General features: G+C 72.4%; 14 protein-coding genes. 8 read left to right on the plus strand and 6 right to left on the minus strand.

Going from position 1 to position 15,939, the window contains the following annotated elements; all coding sequences use genetic code 11:
- The first annotated feature begins 32 nt into the window (after window positions 1-32).
- Window positions 33-746 (plus strand): hypothetical protein, encoded by a 714-nt coding sequence (locus IEQ44_RS08075; RefSeq protein ID WP_193637933.1) that lies wholly within the window; start codon window positions 33-35, stop codon window positions 744-746.
- Window positions 747-930: 184 nt separating this feature from the next.
- Here the strand turns inward: IEQ44_RS08075 and IEQ44_RS08080 are convergent, their stop codons facing one another.
- The 3 genes from IEQ44_RS08080 to IEQ44_RS08085 form a co-directional block, all read right to left on the minus strand.
- A complete protein-coding gene (locus tag IEQ44_RS08080; protein WP_193637934.1) occupies window positions 931-1,524 on the minus strand; it encodes a YceI family protein in 594 nt (197 codons plus the stop codon).
- 190 nt (window positions 1,525-1,714) lie between these two features.
- Window positions 1,715-1,849 carry a hypothetical protein gene (locus IEQ44_RS17660; RefSeq protein WP_264674449.1) on the minus strand — a complete coding sequence of 45 codons (135 nt, stop codon included), beginning with the start codon at window positions 1,847-1,849 and terminating at the stop codon, window positions 1,715-1,717.
- A 153-nt stretch (window positions 1,850-2,002) separates the two neighbouring features.
- A complete protein-coding gene (locus IEQ44_RS08085) occupies window positions 2,003-2,719 on the minus strand; it encodes a pirin family protein (RefSeq protein WP_193637935.1) in 717 nt (238 codons plus the stop codon).
- 17 nt (window positions 2,720-2,736) lie between these two features.
- On the opposite strand from IEQ44_RS08085, the gene IEQ44_RS08090 reads away from it, so the two are divergent.
- From IEQ44_RS08090 to IEQ44_RS08100, 3 genes are read left to right on the plus strand one after another with little or no spacing between them, the layout of a single operon-like run.
- Window positions 2,737-4,104: a GH1 family beta-glucosidase gene (locus tag IEQ44_RS08090; protein WP_193637936.1), complete on the plus strand. Its 1,368-nt coding sequence runs from the start codon at window positions 2,737-2,739 to the stop codon at window positions 4,102-4,104.
- Between the two features lie 37 nt (window positions 4,105-4,141).
- Window positions 4,142-6,088: a hypothetical protein gene (locus IEQ44_RS08095; RefSeq protein WP_193637937.1), complete on the plus strand. Its 1,947-nt coding sequence runs from the start codon at window positions 4,142-4,144 to the stop codon at window positions 6,086-6,088.
- Window positions 6,085-7,737 (plus strand): glycosyltransferase, encoded by a 1,653-nt coding sequence (locus IEQ44_RS08100; protein ID WP_193637938.1) that lies wholly within the window; start codon window positions 6,085-6,087, stop codon window positions 7,735-7,737. Before IEQ44_RS08095 ends, IEQ44_RS08100 begins: the two co-directional genes overlap by 4 nt.
- A gap of 17 nt (window positions 7,738-7,754) precedes the next feature.
- Here IEQ44_RS08100 and IEQ44_RS08105 read toward each other — a convergent pair whose 3' ends face one another.
- The 3 genes from IEQ44_RS08105 to IEQ44_RS17910 are packed head-to-tail and all read right to left on the minus strand — an operon-like array spanning window position 7,755 to window position 11,544.
- On the minus strand, window positions 7,755-8,930 hold the full coding sequence (locus tag IEQ44_RS08105) for a nucleotide sugar dehydrogenase (RefSeq protein ID WP_193637939.1): 1,176 nt from the start codon (window positions 8,928-8,930) through the stop codon (window positions 7,755-7,757).
- A gap of 17 nt (window positions 8,931-8,947) precedes the next feature.
- Window positions 8,948-10,960, minus strand: a complete 2,013-nt coding sequence (locus IEQ44_RS08110) for an NADPH-dependent 2,4-dienoyl-CoA reductase (RefSeq protein ID WP_193637940.1) — start codon at window positions 10,958-10,960, stop codon at window positions 8,948-8,950.
- Window positions 10,957-11,544 carry a PadR family transcriptional regulator gene (locus IEQ44_RS17910; RefSeq protein ID WP_193637941.1) on the minus strand — a complete coding sequence of 196 codons (588 nt, stop codon included), beginning with the start codon at window positions 11,542-11,544 and terminating at the stop codon, window positions 10,957-10,959. The genes IEQ44_RS08110 and IEQ44_RS17910 overlap by 4 nt, the downstream gene beginning before the upstream one ends.
- 192 nt (window positions 11,545-11,736) lie before the next feature.
- Here IEQ44_RS17910 and IEQ44_RS08120 point away from each other — a divergent pair, with 192 nt between their 5' ends.
- From IEQ44_RS08120 to IEQ44_RS08135, 4 genes are all read left to right on the plus strand, one after another.
- Window positions 11,737-12,882 (plus strand): CaiB/BaiF CoA transferase family protein, encoded by a 1,146-nt coding sequence (locus IEQ44_RS08120; protein WP_193637942.1) that lies wholly within the window; start codon window positions 11,737-11,739, stop codon window positions 12,880-12,882.
- Between the two features lie 121 nt (window positions 12,883-13,003).
- Window positions 13,004-13,516, plus strand: coding sequence for a transthyretin-like family protein (locus tag IEQ44_RS08125; RefSeq protein ID WP_193637943.1), 513 nt, complete (start codon window positions 13,004-13,006; stop codon window positions 13,514-13,516).
- A 264-nt stretch (window positions 13,517-13,780) separates the two neighbouring features.
- The gene (locus tag IEQ44_RS08130) at window positions 13,781-15,250 is read left to right on the plus strand and encodes a DEAD/DEAH box helicase (RefSeq protein ID WP_193637944.1); all 1,470 of its coding nucleotides are present in this window, start codon (window positions 13,781-13,783) and stop codon (window positions 15,248-15,250) included.
- Window positions 15,251-15,293: 43 nt separating this feature from the next.
- Window positions 15,294-15,719 carry a pyridoxamine 5'-phosphate oxidase family protein gene (locus IEQ44_RS08135; protein ID WP_193637945.1) on the plus strand — a complete coding sequence of 142 codons (426 nt, stop codon included), beginning with the start codon at window positions 15,294-15,296 and terminating at the stop codon, window positions 15,717-15,719.
- Window positions 15,720-15,939: the final 220 nt, after the last annotated feature.

Here is a 15,939-nt window from a genome sequence, read left to right on the forward strand (position 1 = left end):
GGCTCCACGGTGGCGCTGGCTGAGGGGGAACGATGGGTCGACGGTCGTGCCTGGCTGCGGGAGTGGCGCTGCTCGTCGTGGTGGTGTCGACGGGGTGCTCGCTCGCTGGCGAGGTGCTCGGCACGGAGGACCTCGACAACCCCACGGGCCGGTGCGTACTGCTCAACCGGGCGTACGACCGGGCCGTCCTCACCCCGGTCGCACCGCTCGACGGCACTGCGGATGACGTAGTGGACGACGCGCCGACCCTGCCCGCCACGCGGGTCAGTGCCGAGGACCTTGACGCACTCGCCGCGGGGCCGAGCACGCGGGCGGGAGCGGAGGCGTACGCCCTGGGCTGGGCGACGCACGCGCTCGACTCCCGCGACTTGGGGGACCTGCAGTCGTTGCTGCAGCGGCACGGACCACGTCTGCCCGAGCAGCAGGTGGAGGGGCTGACGAAGAGCCACTGCGACGCCTGGGTGTCGGCGGGGAAGCGTCGGCTCGACCACGACCGGGCGGTCTGGGTGCGCTCGGTCGCGACGGGCGACGACCAGCAGGTGCAGGTGGAGCTGGCCGGCGCGGTGACCTGGCGGTCGCACCCGCAGCCGGTGCAGGACCTCTCGATGCGGATCGATGTCGAGCACGGGGAGGCGGGATGGCAGCTCGTCGCGGTCCAGGGGCCGCGGACCGTCTCGACGGCCTACCCGCTGGAACCCCGGGTGGGGCCGCCCCCGGGCGACGGGTGGCGCCGCGCGACCCCATGAGACGAGCCGCCTGCGCAAGTGGTGGAGCGGAGACGCGGTGCGGGGCGCAGCCGTCTCCGAGCCACCAGTTGGTGCGTAGCCCCCGAAATGGCAACTGTCGAGATGATGTGGCCGCCACTGGCGTGTCGGCTCATCATCCCGACAGTTGCGGGACTCAGGTCGCGGCGCTGAGGCCGCGCGTGGGTCAGGCGTTCTTGATCGCCGAGACGTCGAACTCGAGCTTGATCTTCTCGGAGACGAGGACGCCACCGGTCTCGAGCGCGGCGTTCCAGGTGAGGTCCCAGTCCTTGCGGTTGATCGCGGTCTGGCCCTCGAAGCCGATGCGGACGTTGCCGAAGGGGTCCTGGGCGGAGCCGTTCTCCTCGAAGACGATCGTGACGGGCTTGGAGACGCCCTTGATCGTGAGGTCGCCGGTGACCTCCCAGTCGGTGCCGTCGCGCTCGACCTTGGTCGAGGTGAAGGTGATGGTGGGGTTGTTGTCGGCGTCGAAGAAGTCGGCGGAGCGCAGGTGGCCGTCGCGGTCCTCGGAGCCGGTGTCGATGCTGGCGGTCTGGATGGTCACGGAGACCGACGAGTTGGCCGGGTTGGCGGTGTCGACGTGCGCGGTGCCGGAGAAGTCGGTGAACTGGCCGCGGACCGTGGTGACCATGGCGTGGCGGGCCGAGAAGCCGAGGCGGGTGTGCGACGGGTCGATGGTGTAGTCGCCGGTGATGTCCTGCACGGCCTGCGTGGGGGCGTCGAAGGTCTCGGTGTTCTTGCTGCGGTTGAAGATGCCCATGGTGGTGGCTCCCGAAGTCGTGGTGGTTGTTGTTCAACGTTCAACTAAGTAACAGGATGGCACGGGTGGCCATTCCGCGCAAGTGTGTGAGGCGGGTCACTCCATCCTGACGCGGTGCGGCAGGCGGACGCGACGAAGCCCCGCAGTGAACACTGCGGGGCTTCGGTTGGATGAGTCGTGTCGTACGCCGTCAGGCGGGGCGTGTGGCGTCGGTGGGGGGCTGGGTGTGCCAGCGGGCCTCCATGTGGACCCGACCCTCGCGGTCGCGCACCGGCACCCAGGTCATCTCGACCGGGCGGCCGTGAAGCGGCTTCACGTTGACCATGGGTCACCTCCTGTTCACCTTCTGTTCACCTAACCTAGCACGCCGGTAGTGCCCGTGGACGACAACAGGCCCTCGCTGCATGGGGTCAGCGAGGGCCTGCGTGCCTGCTCAGGCGAGCGGGCGGTCAACCCGCTCAGCGGGTCTGCGGAGGATCTACCCCGGGTTCGGCGGCCCAAACGTCCAGATCAGGACGTCGCTCTCGCGGGTCGGGGTGAGCGTGGCCTCCACGTCGTCGGCCTCGGTGACGCGCAGCGCGTCACCGGCGCCCAGCACGACCGCCTCGCCGCCCGCCGGTTGCCACCGCACCTCGCCCGAGGCCACGAAGAGGTGCTGCATCGGGCAGACCGGATGGTCGTGGGGCTCGCCCGGCGCCAGGGTGCCGGCCCACAGGGTGGCCCCGGCTGTGCCGATCGGCACCTGGGCGCCCACGCCCGCCACCGGCGTCAGCCGGCCCGAGCGCATGCCCGAGGCGACGAACGTCGCCGGGGGACCGTCGGGCTCGTCGGGCACCAGCCAGGTCTGCACGAAGCGGGTCGGCTCGGGTGAGGTGTCCGCGAACTCCGAGTGGCGGATCCCGCTGCCGGCCGACTGCACCTGCACCGTGCCCGCGGGGAGCAGGGTCCGGTGCCCCAGGGAGTCGGTGTGCACCAGCTGACCGTGCAGCACCCAGGTCACCAGCTCGACGCCGGAGTGGGTGTGCTCCTCGAAGCCGGCGCCCCACGACAAGCGGTGGTCGTCGTGGCAGCGCATCGGTCCGAAGGCGAGGTTGTCGGGGTCGTAGTGCTCCCCGAACGAGAAGGAGTGGCGCGTGACCCGGTCCGCCGACTGGGTCGCGCACCTTTCGGATCCGGGGTACAGGCGCGTCTGCATGCGGTTATCGTCCTCGGGTGACCGAGGCAGGATCAAGCCGGGGTGCCTCCGAGCTCCCCCTCTTCCCGGCCGGCTTCCGGTTCGGGACCGGTCTGTCGGCTTATCCCTCCGAGGGGGCCGCCGCCGAGGACGGTCGAGGACCCAGCGTCTGGGACACCTTCTCGCACACGCCCGGCCACACCAGTGGCGACCAGAACGGCGACGTCGCGGCCGACCACTACCACCGCGTCGACGAGGACGTCGCGCTGCTGGCGCGCCTCGGCGTGCAGTCGCACCGCTTCTCGATCTCGTGGTCCCGGGTGGTGCCCGAGGGTCGCGGGGAGGTCAACGCGAAGGGCCTCGACCACTACGACGGGGTCGTCGACCGGTTGCTGGAGGCCGGCATCGAGCCGATGGTCACCCTGCACCACTTCGACCTGCCCCAAAGCCTCCAGTCCGACGGGGGCTGGGTCAACCGGGCCACCGTCCAGGCGTTCGCCGACTACGCGGGCGTGGTGGCGGAGCGGCTGGCCGACCGGGTCACCCATTGGGTGCCGATCAACGACCCCAACGTGGCCACGGTGCTGGGCCACGGGCTGGGGGTGCACGCGCCCGGCAAGCAGTGGGGCCTCGACTGCATCTACGCCGCCCACCACATGCTCCTGGCCCACGGCCTGGGCGTACGCGCGCTGCGTGCGGCCGGCGCGACCAGCGTGGGGTGCGCGACCCACCACATGCCGGTCTGGCCGGCCAGCGAGGCGCCCGAGGACACCGGCGCGGCCAAGCTCTTCGACCTGCTGTGGAACGCCTGCTTCGTGGAGCCGATGCTCCTGGGCCGCTACCCGACCGGCATCGACGAGGTGCTCGGCGACCTGCTCCAGCCGGGTGACCTGAGCACCATCCGCCAGCCGCTCGACTTCTACGGGGTCAACTTCTACAACCCGGTGCGCATCGGGGTCTCGCCCGAGGGTCACGACATGCCCTTCGAGGCCAAGCACGTGGTGGGGCATCCGACCTCCGACGCGGGCTGGCCGATCGTGCCGGACTCCCTGCGTGAGTGGTTGATGACCTTCCGCGCCCGCTACCGCGCCGCGTTGCCGCCGCTGATGATCACCGAGTCCGGGGTGGCGGTCAACGACGGCCCCGACGCCGACGGCGTGGTCGACGACCAGCGCCGTATCGACTACCTGCAGGGCTACCTGACGGCGCTGTCGCAGGCGATCAACCGCGGCGTCGACGTGCGCGCCTACTACCACTGGTCGCTGCTCGACCAGTTCAACTGGGGCGACGGCTTCTCCCAGCGCTACGGCCTCGTGCACGTCGACCCCGCCACGGGCGTACGCACGCCCAAGCGCTCCTTCGACTGGTATGCGGAGTTCATCGCCGGGCAGCCGCTCGACCGCTGACGCGGCGGCCCACCCGCGGGCGGATATCCTCTGGCGCATGGCTTGGACTTCGCGCGCGGGAGGTCGCTCCCGGCGACGTCGATCTGGCCCGACGAGCGACCTCGCAGCCGGCGAGACCACCGCCTCCACCGCCTCCGACCCTGGTGCCTCCACCGACCGGGTCGCCTCCTCCTCGGGCGCACGCCAGCGGCCCGGACCGCTGGTCGACCAGGTGCGGTCCTGGGCCGGTACGACCCTGGTGCTGGTCGCCGAGCCCGAGGCGCTCGCCGCGTTGCCCGACGCGCTCTCCTCCGCCGAGTCGGAGGCCGGTGCGCGGGTGGTGCACCTGTGGGAGCACGACCTGCCGGCCACCTGGCCCGCCGACGAGGAGCCGGCCTGGCAGTCGGTGCTGCTGGTCACCCTCGACCGCGCCACGCTGCGCCGCTCGGCGGCCGGGATGCCCGACCCGGGGCCGGTCACCGACCTGGGCGTGTGGCTGGCCGGACATCGTCAGCCGGTCACCCTGGTCCCGCCGCCGGGGTGGGCGCCGTTGCGCCACCTCGAGGCCCGGCAGCTGACCCGACCCGGGCGCGGTGCCCTGCTGACGCTCTCCTTCGGCCGGCCCGTGCCGGCGCGCCAGGTGCTGCAGGAGGTGGCGCGCCAGGCCGTGCCGACCTCGCTGCCCGACCGCTCGCCGCTCGTGACGGCGTACGTCGGTGCCCGCCCGGAGCCCGGCCTCGACCCGCACGCGCAGGTGCTCGACGACCTGACCGCCGCGGTGGACCCCGACCGCGTGGTGCCGCCCGACGTGGTGGTCACCCCCGGCCCCGGGTCGGTCTCCGCGACCCCCGACGTGCACCCGATCCTGGCCCGCCCGCCCGTGGTCGTCGCCGAGCCTGAGGTCGCACCCGTCGACGAGCGCGTCCACTCCCCGCGTGGGTGGCGCCGCACGCCGGGCAAGGGTGACGTCGACCTGGCCGACCTGCTGACCCACGGCGTGGTCACCGAGCAGGTGGTGCGCCGACTGCGCGACCACCGGGCCGTACGCGTCGACGCGGCCACCACGACCACCCACGACCTGCTCGCGCTCACGATGGCCGGCGTGCCGCCCCTGGTCACCGGGCAGCCGCGAGGGCTGGCGCCCGCGGTGGCCGAGCTGCTCGTCGCGCCGCCCGACCTCGACGACGCGCTGGCGCGCGAGGCCTGGTCGGTGAAGCTGCGGCGGGCCACCTTCGACCACCACTCGACCCTGGTGCGGCGTCACGCGCTGGCCACGAGCGCAGGGGTCCGGGGAGTCAGCGCCGGCGAGGGCGCGAGCGCTGCGCTGCCCGGCGTGAGCATCCTGCTGGCCACCAAGCGCGAGCACGAGCTCGAGGGCGCCGTCGCGCGGGTCGCCGCCCAGATGGGCGCCCGCGTCGAGCTGGTCGTCGCCACCCACGGCTTCGAGGCCGACCCGGGCCGCCTCGGCGAGCTGCTCGGCACTGCGCCCACGCTGCTCTCCTTCGGCGACGACGTGCTCTTCGGTGACGTGCTGACGGCCGCGGCGCGTGCCGCCTCCCACGACGTCGTGATGAAGATGGACGACGACGACTGGTACTCCCCACACACGGTCCACGACCTGCTGATGGCGCGGCGCTGCTCGGGCGCCGACGTGGTCGGCTCGGCGGCGGAGTTCGTGCACCTGGAGGAGTCGGACGAGACGCTGTGGCGCACCAACGCCAGCGAGTGCTCGACCACCTTCGTGGCCGGCGGCACCATGCTGCTGGGGCGCGACCTGCTGCGCGAGGTGGGTTGGTTCCGGCCCGTACGCCGGTGGGTCGACGCCCAGCTGCTGGAGCGGGTGCGCGCCTCCGGCGGCACGATCTATCGCGGCCACGGCCTCAACTACGTGCTGCGCCGCCACGGCCACGGCCACACCTGGGCCGGCGACCCCGACAACTTCCGGGCCCCGGGCACCCTCGGCCACTCCTGGCCCGGCTTCCGTCCCCCGCAGGAGGCGCTGTGAGACAACCGCTGGTGCGCGGCAACGACTGGCGTTCCCTGTCGGTCGCGGCGCTCGGTGGCTGGACGCCGACGAAGACCGTCAGCGTCGTCATGCCCGCATGGAACCCGACCAAGCTCGCGCCCGTGCTCGCGGCGCTGGCCGGGCAGACCTATCCCTCCGAGCTGGTCGAGGTGCTGGTCGTCGACGACGGCAACCCCGCCCCGGTGGAGCTGCCCGAGCTGCGCCCCGAGCGCACCCGCGTGGTGCGGGTGGAGGAGGGCTGGGGCCGCGCCAACGCGATCCAGACCGGGGTGGAGGCCTCCGACGGCGAGATCATCGTGTGGCTCGACGACGACATGCTGGTCTTCGGTCACCACCTGGAGGCCCACGCACGCTGGCACCACGTCATCGACCACGCCGTGGTGCTGGGCACCAAGCGCTTCGTCGACCCCGAGGTGCCGCTGACGCCCGCCGAGGTGCGTGACCGGGTGGTCGACGGCTCGATCGCCACCCTGCACGACTGGGAGACCTCCGTGCCGCACGGGTGGGTCGAGGAGCTGTGGGCCGAGACCGACGACCTGACCACGGGTGGGTGGGGCAGCTTCCGCAGCGTCGTCGGCGCCACCGTCTCGATGAGTCGGGCGATGGCGGAGGCGGCGGGTGGGCTGCAGCGGCGCCTGCGTCTGGGCGAGGACACCGAGTTCGGCTTCCGGCTGGCGCAGGCCGGTGCGGTGCTGCTGCCCGACCACGAGGCCCGCGCGTGGCACCTGGGGTTCACCCACGCCATGGAGCACTCCGCACTGGTCAACCGCTACAACCACGCCGACTTCGCCGACCACGTCCCGTCGCTGCGCTCGCGGCGCAACCGCTACGGCCGCTCCTACCGGGTGCCCTACGTGGAGGTCGTGGTGCGCGCCGACGGTGACGCCGAGGGTCAGCTCGAGAGCGTCACCCAGTGCGTCGACGCCCTGCTCGACTCCGACATGCTCGACCTGCGCGTCCTGCTCGTCGGTCGCTGGAGCAGCCTCGACGACCGCCGGGTCTCGCCGCTGCACGACCCGGCCCGCGAGCTGGGCGTCACGCACCGGTGGTTCCGCGAGGAGCCGCGGGTCGACCTGGTCGAGCCCGACGACCCCCGGCTGGCTGCGCCCGCGCGGGCGGTCTACCGGTTGACCCTGCACGCCAGCGACCTTGCGCCCGCGGTGCCGGCGGTGCGCGCCTGGGCCTACGACATGGAGCGTACGCGTCTGGGGCTGCGCCGCTTCCTCTCCGCCGACGGCCGCGAGGTCGCCCGCATGGAGCGGGTGGCGGCCTACGGACGGGCCGCGTGGCACGGTGCGCGCGGCGCCGAGGCCGACGCGCTGGTCGCCGAGGCCTTCGGCGCGCACGACGTCGCTGCCCTCGAGGCTGGTTGGCAGCCGCTGGAGGAGCGCGAGGTGCCCCGCTTCCGCAACCAGGACCTGCGCCAGATGGACCGCGCCGAGTCCTGGGCGCGGGCCCAGCGCGAGATCGCCGCGGGCCGGGCCAAGGTGCAGCGCGGACCGTTGCGCCCCGCCACGCCACGACCACAGGGCACGGCGGAGGCCGCGACCCAGGGCGTACGCGCGAGCTCGTCGCCCCGCACCCGGTTGGGGCTGGGGCTGGGTCGCCGCTCACGCGGCGACGGCTGAGCCGGGCGGCCGTCGGGTCAGTCGGTGCCGGAGAGGTCGCGGGTGTAGACCTTCTCCGCGACGTCGGCCAGGTCGTCGGTGAAGCGGTTGGCAACCACGACGTCGGCGCGGGCCTTGAAGACGGCCAGGTCGTTGACCACCTCGCAGCCCCCGAAGGTCTCGGCGTCGAGCTCGGGCTCGTGCACGATGACCTCGACACCACGCTCGACCAGGCGCTGCATCACGCCCTGCACCGACGACTCGCGGAAGTTGTCGCTGCCGGCCTTCATGATCAGCCGGTGGATGCCCACGACCTCGGGGTCACGGGCCAGGACGTCGTCGGCGATGTAGTCCTTGCGGGTGGCGTTGGCCTCGACCACGGCCCGGATCAGGGTCTGCGGCACGTCGGAGTAGTTGGCCAGCAGCTGCTTGGAGTCCTTGGGCAGGCAGTAGCCGCCGTAGCCGAAGGAGGGGTTGTTGTAGTGGTCGCCGATGCGCGGGTCGAGGCTGACGCCCTCGATGATCTGGCGGGTGTCGAGGCCGCGGGCGAGCGCGAAGGAGTCGAGCTCGTTGAAGTAGGCCACCCGCATCGCCAGGTAGGTGTTGGCGAAGAGCTTGATGGCTTCGGCCTCGGTGGGCTCGGTGAGCAGCACCGGCACGTCGTCGACGTCGGCGCCCTCGAGCAGCAGCTCGGCGAAGCGGCGGCCGCGTTCGGAGCGTTCGCCCACGACGATGCGCGAGGGTCGCAGGTTGTCGGCCAGCGCCTGGCCCTCGCGCAGGAACTCCGGGGAGAAGAGCACGTCGTCGGTGCCGAGCCGTGCGCGCACGTCCTGGATGAAGCCGACCGGCACGGTCGACTTCACGACCATCGTGGTGTCGGGGTTGAGCTCGCGGACCTGGGTGATGACGGCCTCGACGCTGGAGGTGTCGAAGTAGGTGGTCTCGGGGTCGTAGTTGGTCGGCGTCGCGATCACCACGAACTCGGCGTCGGCGTGGGCGGTCGCCGGGTCGGTGGTGAAGGTGAGGTCGAGCTCCTCGCTGGCGAGGAAGCGGGAGATCTCGGGGTCGTGGATCGGGCTGGTGCCCTGCTGGAGCAGCGCGACCCGGTCGGCGTCGAGGTCGAGGCCGACCACCCGGTGGTGGCGGGCCAGCAGCACCGCGACCGAGAGGCCGACGTAGCCGAGGCCGGCGACCGAGATCTTCGTCTTCGTCACGCGGCGAGTCTAGGTAGTCAGAGGGCTGCCGCCACCTCGGTGCCCTGCAGGATCGCCCGCTTGGCGTCGAGCTCCGCGGCCACGTCGGCGCCGCCGACGAGGTGGAGCCACTGCGCGTCGGGGGTCGTACGCGAGCCGCTGAGGGCGTCGTACAGGTCACGGACCGACTCCTGGCCGGCGCAGACGACGACGTGGTCGGCCTCGATGACCCGCGGCTCGCCGTCGACGGTGACGTGCAGGCCGGCGTCGTCGATGCGGTCGTAGCTCGCGCCGATCACCTGGGTCACGCCCGACTGCTTCAGCACGGCCCGGTGCGCCCAGCCCGAGGTCTTGCCCAGGCCGATGCCGATCGGGGTCTCCTTGCGCTGCACGAGGGTGACCTCGCGGGCCACCTCGCGCGGCTTCTTCTCGGTGAGTCCGCCGCGGTGCAGCGACGGGTCGCCGACGCCCCACTGCGCCTTCCAGCCCTCGAGGTCGGTCTCGACGTGGGTGAGGAAGTGGGAGACGTCGACGCCGATGCCGCCCGCCCCGATGACGGCAACCCGCTCGCCGGGGGTGACGGAGCCGTTGAGCACGTCGGCGTAGGAGACCGCCTTGGGGTGGTCGATGCCCTCGATCGCCGGCACCCGCGGCACCACGCCGGTGGAGACGACGACGTGGTCGAAGTCGGCCAGGTCGTCGGCCGTGGCGCGCGTGTGGAGGCGTACGTCGACCCCCAGCACCTCGAGGCGGCGGCGGTAGTAGCGCAGTGTGTCGGCGAAGTCCTCCTTGCCGGGCACCTGCATCGCCAGGCGGAACTGGCCGCCCAGCTCGCCGGAGGCCTCGAAGAGGGTGACCCGGTGGCCACGCTCGGCGGCGGAGACCGCGGTGGCCAGGCCCGCCGGTCCGGCGCCGACGACGGCGACCGTCGCGGCCGTACGCACCGGGCCGAGCACCAGCTCGGTCTCGCGGCAGGCGCGCGGGTTGACCAGGCAGGAGGCCTCCTTGTTGACGAAGATGTGGTCGAGGCAGGCCTGGTTGCAGGCGATGCAGGTGTTGATCTCGTCGGTGCGACCCTCGGCGGTCTTCTTCGCGAACTCGGGGTCGGCGAGCAGCGGACGGGCCATCGAGACGAGGTCGGCGTCGCCCGAGGCGATGATCTCGTCGGCCAGGTCGGGGGTGTTGATCCGGTTGGAGGCGCAGACCGGCACGTCGACGGCGGCCTTGAGCCGGGCGGTGACGTCGCGCCACGCGCCGCGCGGCACCTGCGTGATGATCGTGGGCACGCGCGCCTCGTGCCAGCCGATGCCGGTGTTGAGCACGGTGACGCCGGCCGCCTCGAGGCGGTGGGCCAGCTCGACGGTCTCCTCCCAGGTCTGGCCGTCCTCGACGAGGTCGAGCAGGGAGATGCGGTACATGATCGGGAAGTCGCCGACCAGCTCACGGGCGCGGCGCACGACCTCGACGGGGAAGCGCATCCGCTTCTCGGCGCTGCCGCCCCAGGCGTCGGTGCGGTCGTTGGTGCGGGCGGCGATGAACTGGTTGATGAGGTAGCCCTCGGAGCCCATGACCTCGACGGCGTCGTAGCCGGCCTGCTTCGCCAGGGCGATGGCCTTCGCGAAGTCGGTGGCGGTGCGGTCGACGGCCTTCGACGAGAGGGCGGAGGGCTTGAAGGGGGTGATCGGCGACTTCTTCGTCGAGGCGCCCACCTGGAAGGGGTGGTAGGCGTACCGCCCGGCGTGCAGCACCTGCAGCGCGATCGCGCCGCCCTCGGCGTGCACGGCGTCGGTGACCTGGCCGTGGCGTCGCGCGTGGCGCGGGCTCGACATCTCCGAGCCGAGCGGCTTGAGCCAGCCGCGCTTGTTGGGCGCGAAGCCGCCGGTGACGATGAGGCCGGTGCCGCCCCGGGCGCGCTCGGCCAGGTAGGCGGTGAAGCGGTCGAGGTCGCGCGCACGGTCCTCCAGCCCGGTGTGCATGGAGCCCATGACGATGCGGTTGCGCAGCGTCAGCGGACCGAGGGTGATCGGGCTCAGCAGGTGGTCGTGGCTCATCGGGTGCTCCCTGGGTCGGGTTCGGGGTTGGTGGAGTGGGCGTCGAGGTAGTCGGTGATCCACCCGATCCAGAACTCCTCGAGGCGGATGCCACCGCGCAGCACGAGGTACTGGTCGAGGGTCGCCCCCTCGAGGTGGCGGGCGGCGCCGGGAAGGTCGCTGCCCGGGTCGAGGCCGTACGCCGCGGCGAGCCGCTGGTAGTGCTCCAGGCGTACGCGGTGGTCGTCGAGGTGCTCACGCAGGCCGGCCAGCACGGCTGCGCGGTCGCCGAAGGAGGCGCCGCGCATCTTGACCGCGACCTCGCTGCGCAGTGGCTCCAGCGGCGTGGAGGTGGCGAGCCAGTCGGCCAGCGCGCGCTGCCCGGCCTCGTTGACCCGGTAGACCTTCTTGTCCGGGCGACCGGTCTGGGCGACGACCTCGACGTCGAGCTCGCCGGCGTCGACCAGGCGGCCGAGCACGCGGTAGATCTGCTGGTGGGTGGCGTGCCAGAAGTAGCCGAAGGAGCGCTCGAAGCGGCGCGTCAGCTCGAGCCCGGAGCCGGGTTTCTCGCTGAGCGCGACGAGGAGTGCGTGTTCGAGGGCCACGGGAGGAGCGTGCCACACCTATGCAACGAGTTGCAAGGTCCTATCGGTCAGGGCTCGCCGTAGATCGACAGGGGAAAGGCCCCGGTCCAGCTGCGACACGCCGCCCATCCGGGACCTTCCTCCGCGTGTCTCCGATGCCGTCCGGCGCGGAGGGGTGTTGACCGTGACAGTTCTTCTGTCACACTCCCGACCATGACGTACGAACTCGGACAGGGGACCGGTCCGCTGCGCGGGGTGCGGGTCGTGGAGCTCGCCGGCATCGGCCCGGGTCCGCACGCCTGCATGCTGCTGGCCGACCTCGGCGCCGACGTGATCCGCGTCGAGCGCTCCAGCGGCGGCACCTTCGACTTCGGCAGCGCCGACCTGCTCAACCGTGGCCGGCCGAGCGTCGCGCTCGACCTCAAGGACCCCGCGGCCGTCGAGACCGTGCTCCGCCTCGTCGAGACCGCCGACGTGCTCGTGGAGGGCATGCGCCCCGGGGTCACCGAGCGACTCGGCCTCGGTCCCGACGCGTGCCTGGCCCGCAACCCCCGCCTGGTCTACGGCCGGATGACCGGCTGGGGCCAGGAGGGTCCGCTGGCCCACGCGGCCGGCCACGACATGAACTACATCGCCCTCGCCGGCGTGCTCCACGGGCTCGGCCAGGACCCCTCCCGTCCCCACTTCCCGACCAACCTCGTCGGCGACTTCGGCGGCGGCTCGACCTACCTCGTCATCGGGGTGCTCGCCGCGCTGCTGCAGGCGCGACTCTCGGGGGAGGGGCAGGTGGTCGACGCCGCCATCGTCGACGGCGCCGCCCACCTCAACGCGATGGCCGCCACCTTCGCCGGCATGGGCGTGGCCGGTGGTCGTGGCACGGGCCCGCTCGACGGCGGCGCTCCGTGGTACGACCTCTACGAGACCGCCGACGGCGGCCACATGACGCTGGGTGCGCTCGAGCCCCAGTTCTGGGACGAGTTCTGCCGTCTCGCCGAGCTCGACCTGCCCGACCGCAACGACCCTGCCCAGGCTCCTGCGATCCGTGAAGCGATCGCGGCGCGCTTCGCGGAGCGTACGCAGGAGGAGTGGACCGCGGTCTTCGACGGTTCCGACGCCTGCGTGGCCCCCGTGCTGACGCTCACCGAGGCGGCCGCCCACCCCCACATGGCGGCGCGCGAGACCTACGTCGCCCCGGGCGGCGTGCTGCAGCCGGCGCCGGCGCCGCGCTTCTCGCGCACGCCGGCCACCCTCTCGACGCCGCCGTCGAACCGCGGCGCCGACACCCGGGCGGCGCTGACCGCGTGGGGCATCGACGACGTCGAGGCCCTCATCGACTCCGGGGCCGCCGTCCAGCGGTGAGGGGCCGGCCGGGCAGGTGGTCCAGCCCGGTGGGCGGACGTGGGTGACACCGGGCGAGGTGCCGGTTACCGTTCGGTAGGCAGTCGCGGGGGAGGCGACTGGTGGCATGCATGGGGGACGCGTGAGCTGGGCGAGCAAGAGACCTGTCGGGTCGTGGCGGCGCAAGGTGGGAGCGATGCTGCTCGTGGCCGGCGTCGCGTGGGGCAGTGCGGGCTGCGGCGGTGACGCGGAGGGCAGCGACGACGACGTGCAGGAGGTGGCCTCGGGCGTGCTGCTCGACGGCGGTGAGCCCGCCGCGGGCGTCGAGCTCGAGCTGTGGGTCTGGCCCGCGCCGCAGGGCGGGGCGACCGCTGCGCCGGAGCTGTTGTCGATCGACACCGACACCACCGACGAGGACGGCCGCTTCGTGCTCGAGGGGATGGTGGCCCAGCTGAGTCCCCATGCCTCCGGCGACGGCATGGTCGGCATCGACGTGCGTCGGGTGGGTGCCGACGAGTTCCTCGCCCGCACGACGGTCCGGCTCACCAAGGCCGAGGAGACCGGGGTGACCGAGGTGCACGCCGCCGAGGGACTGCAGATCAACCTGACGCCCGCCAAGGGTGGCGAGGAGACCGAGGGTGGGGGCGGCGACTAGTCGCTCAGGCGCAGCGCCGAGGCCTGCGTGGGGCGGGTGTGACGTAGTCGGCGGCGCGCCCGATTGCCCAGCGACAGCCCGCGCCACGTAGGCTGGGGAAACAGACGCATCGTCCAGTCTTGCCTCGATCGTCCCTGGTCTCCCGTCGGGAGCCCCGGCCTCGCCTCGCGAGGTGCGCCGCAGCCCCAGGTAGACCCAGGGTTGCCAGCTCCGCCAGCCGGCGGAAGTGCGTTGGTGAGACACCCGCACAGATGAGATCTCCACATGAACTTCGCCGAACTCGGCGTGCCCGCTGCGCTGTCCGACGTCCTCGCCGCGCAGGGCATCACCTCCCCCACCCCGATCCAGGAAGCCACGCTTCCCGACTCGCTGGCCGGACGCGACGTCCTCGGCCGTGGCCGCACCGGCTCCGGGAAGACGTACGCCTTCGTGCTGCCGTTGGTGGCCCGCCTCGACGCGGCCAAGCTGCCCGCGATGCCGAACAAGCCGCGCGCGATCATCCTCGCCCCCACCCGTGAGCTGGTCACCCAGATCAAGGACTCCCTCGAGCCGCTGGCGCGCGTCGCCGGGCTCACGGTCCAGACCGTCTTCGGCGGCGTGGGCCAGGGCCCGCAGGTCAACGCCCTCAAGCGGGGTGTCGACGTCGTCGTGGCCGCTCCCGGCCGCCTCGAGGACCTCATGGGTCAGGGCCACTGCGACCTCTCCGCGGTCGAGGTCACCATCCTCGACGAGGCCGACCACATGGCCGACCTGGGCTTCCTGCCCGGCGTGAAGCGGATCATGGACAAGACCCCGCAGTCGGGTCAGCGCCTGCTCTTCTCGGCCACGCTCGACGGTGCGATCAACGTGCTCGTCAAGCGCTACCTGACCAACCCGGTCACCCACGAGGCCGACTCCGCGCAGTCGCCGGTGGCGAAGATGAGCCACCACGTGCTGCACATCAACCGCGACCACCGCCTGCCGGTGCTCGTCGACCTGGCGAGCGCGCCGGGGCGTACGGTCGTCTTCACCCGCACCAAGCACGGCGCCAAGGCGCTGGCCCGCCAGCTCAACAAGAACGGCGTGCCTGCGGTCGACCTGCACGGCAACCTGTCGCAGAACGCGCGTACGCGGAACATGGAGGCCTTCCACTCCGGCAAGGCCGCGACGCTCGTCGCCACCGACGTCGCCGCCCGCGGCATCCACGTCGACGACGTCGCGCTGGTCATCCACGCCGACCCGCCGTCGGAGCACAAGGCCTACCTGCACCGCTCGGGCCGCACCGCCCGCGCCGGCGCCGAGGGCACCGTCGTCACGCTGATGACCGACGACCAGGTCAAGGACGTCCGCTCGCTGACCCGTCTCGCGGGCATCAAGCCGACGACGACCAAGCTGGACTCCGCCAAGCACCCGGTGCTGGCCAGCCTCGCGCCCGGCGACCGGGTCCTCGTGCCCGGTGGCTACGAGGCGCCCGCCCCCGTGCAGGCGCAGTCGTCCGGCGCCCCCAAGTCGGGCGGTCGCAACCGTCAGCGCCGCAAGGCGGGCAACAGCCCGAACACCCGCTCGGGTCAGCCCAAGCAGGGTGGCGGCCAGGGCAGCGGCGGTGGCCGCTCCGGCGGTCGCGCCCAGGCAGGTGCCGGTCAAGGCGGCCAGGGTGGCCAGCGCTCCGGCGGTCGCTCCGGCGGCGCCCGGGGTGGCAACCGCTCCGGCGGCTCGTCGAGCCACAGCGCCGCGTCGTTCAGCCGGGGTCGCTGACCGCCACTCCCTCCCCGCGCCGGCGGGGGAGTAGGTTGGCCCCATGACCGCCGACGCGCCCCGGATCATGGACGAGGACGAGTGCTGGGAGTTCCTGCGCTCCCATGAGTTCGGCCGCCTCGCCTTCCACCTCGCCGACGAGGTGCACATCGCGCCGATCAACTACGCGGTCGACCACCGGACCCTGCTCTTCCGCACCGCCGAGGGCTCGAAGCTGCTCGGTATCGTGATGAACCCCGACGTGGCCTTCGAGATCGACGAGTACGACGACGCGAAGGCCGCCAGTGTCATTGTGCGCGGCACCGCGCGCCTGCTGCCCGAGGACGAGGCCCACCGCTCGGAGAACGTGCCGCTGCGACCGTGGGTGGCGGACTTCAAGTACAACGTCGTCGAGATCACCCCGACCGAGATGACCGGGCGGCGCTTCGACCTGACAAAGCCCTGGACGCGCATCACTCCTCGCGACTGAGCCTGCTGCTCGGCGTCGCCGGTTCCTGTTGAGGAGTCGGCCCACTCCTCTCGTCGCCCGCGCCTCGGCGCAGGGGTCCCGCCGAAATGATCGACCGTTCGATCATTTCGCAAATTGCCCTGTGCTGACGCGTGCGCCGATGGCGCGCGGGCTGAACAACTGGATACCGGGTATGCATACCTGCTATACATACCCGGTATCCACTCGAAATCCGTCGAGC

It is taken from the genome of Nocardioides malaquae, assembly GCF_015070385.1.
Taxonomy (GTDB): domain Bacteria; phylum Actinomycetota; class Actinomycetes; order Propionibacteriales; family Nocardioidaceae; genus Nocardioides; species Nocardioides malaquae.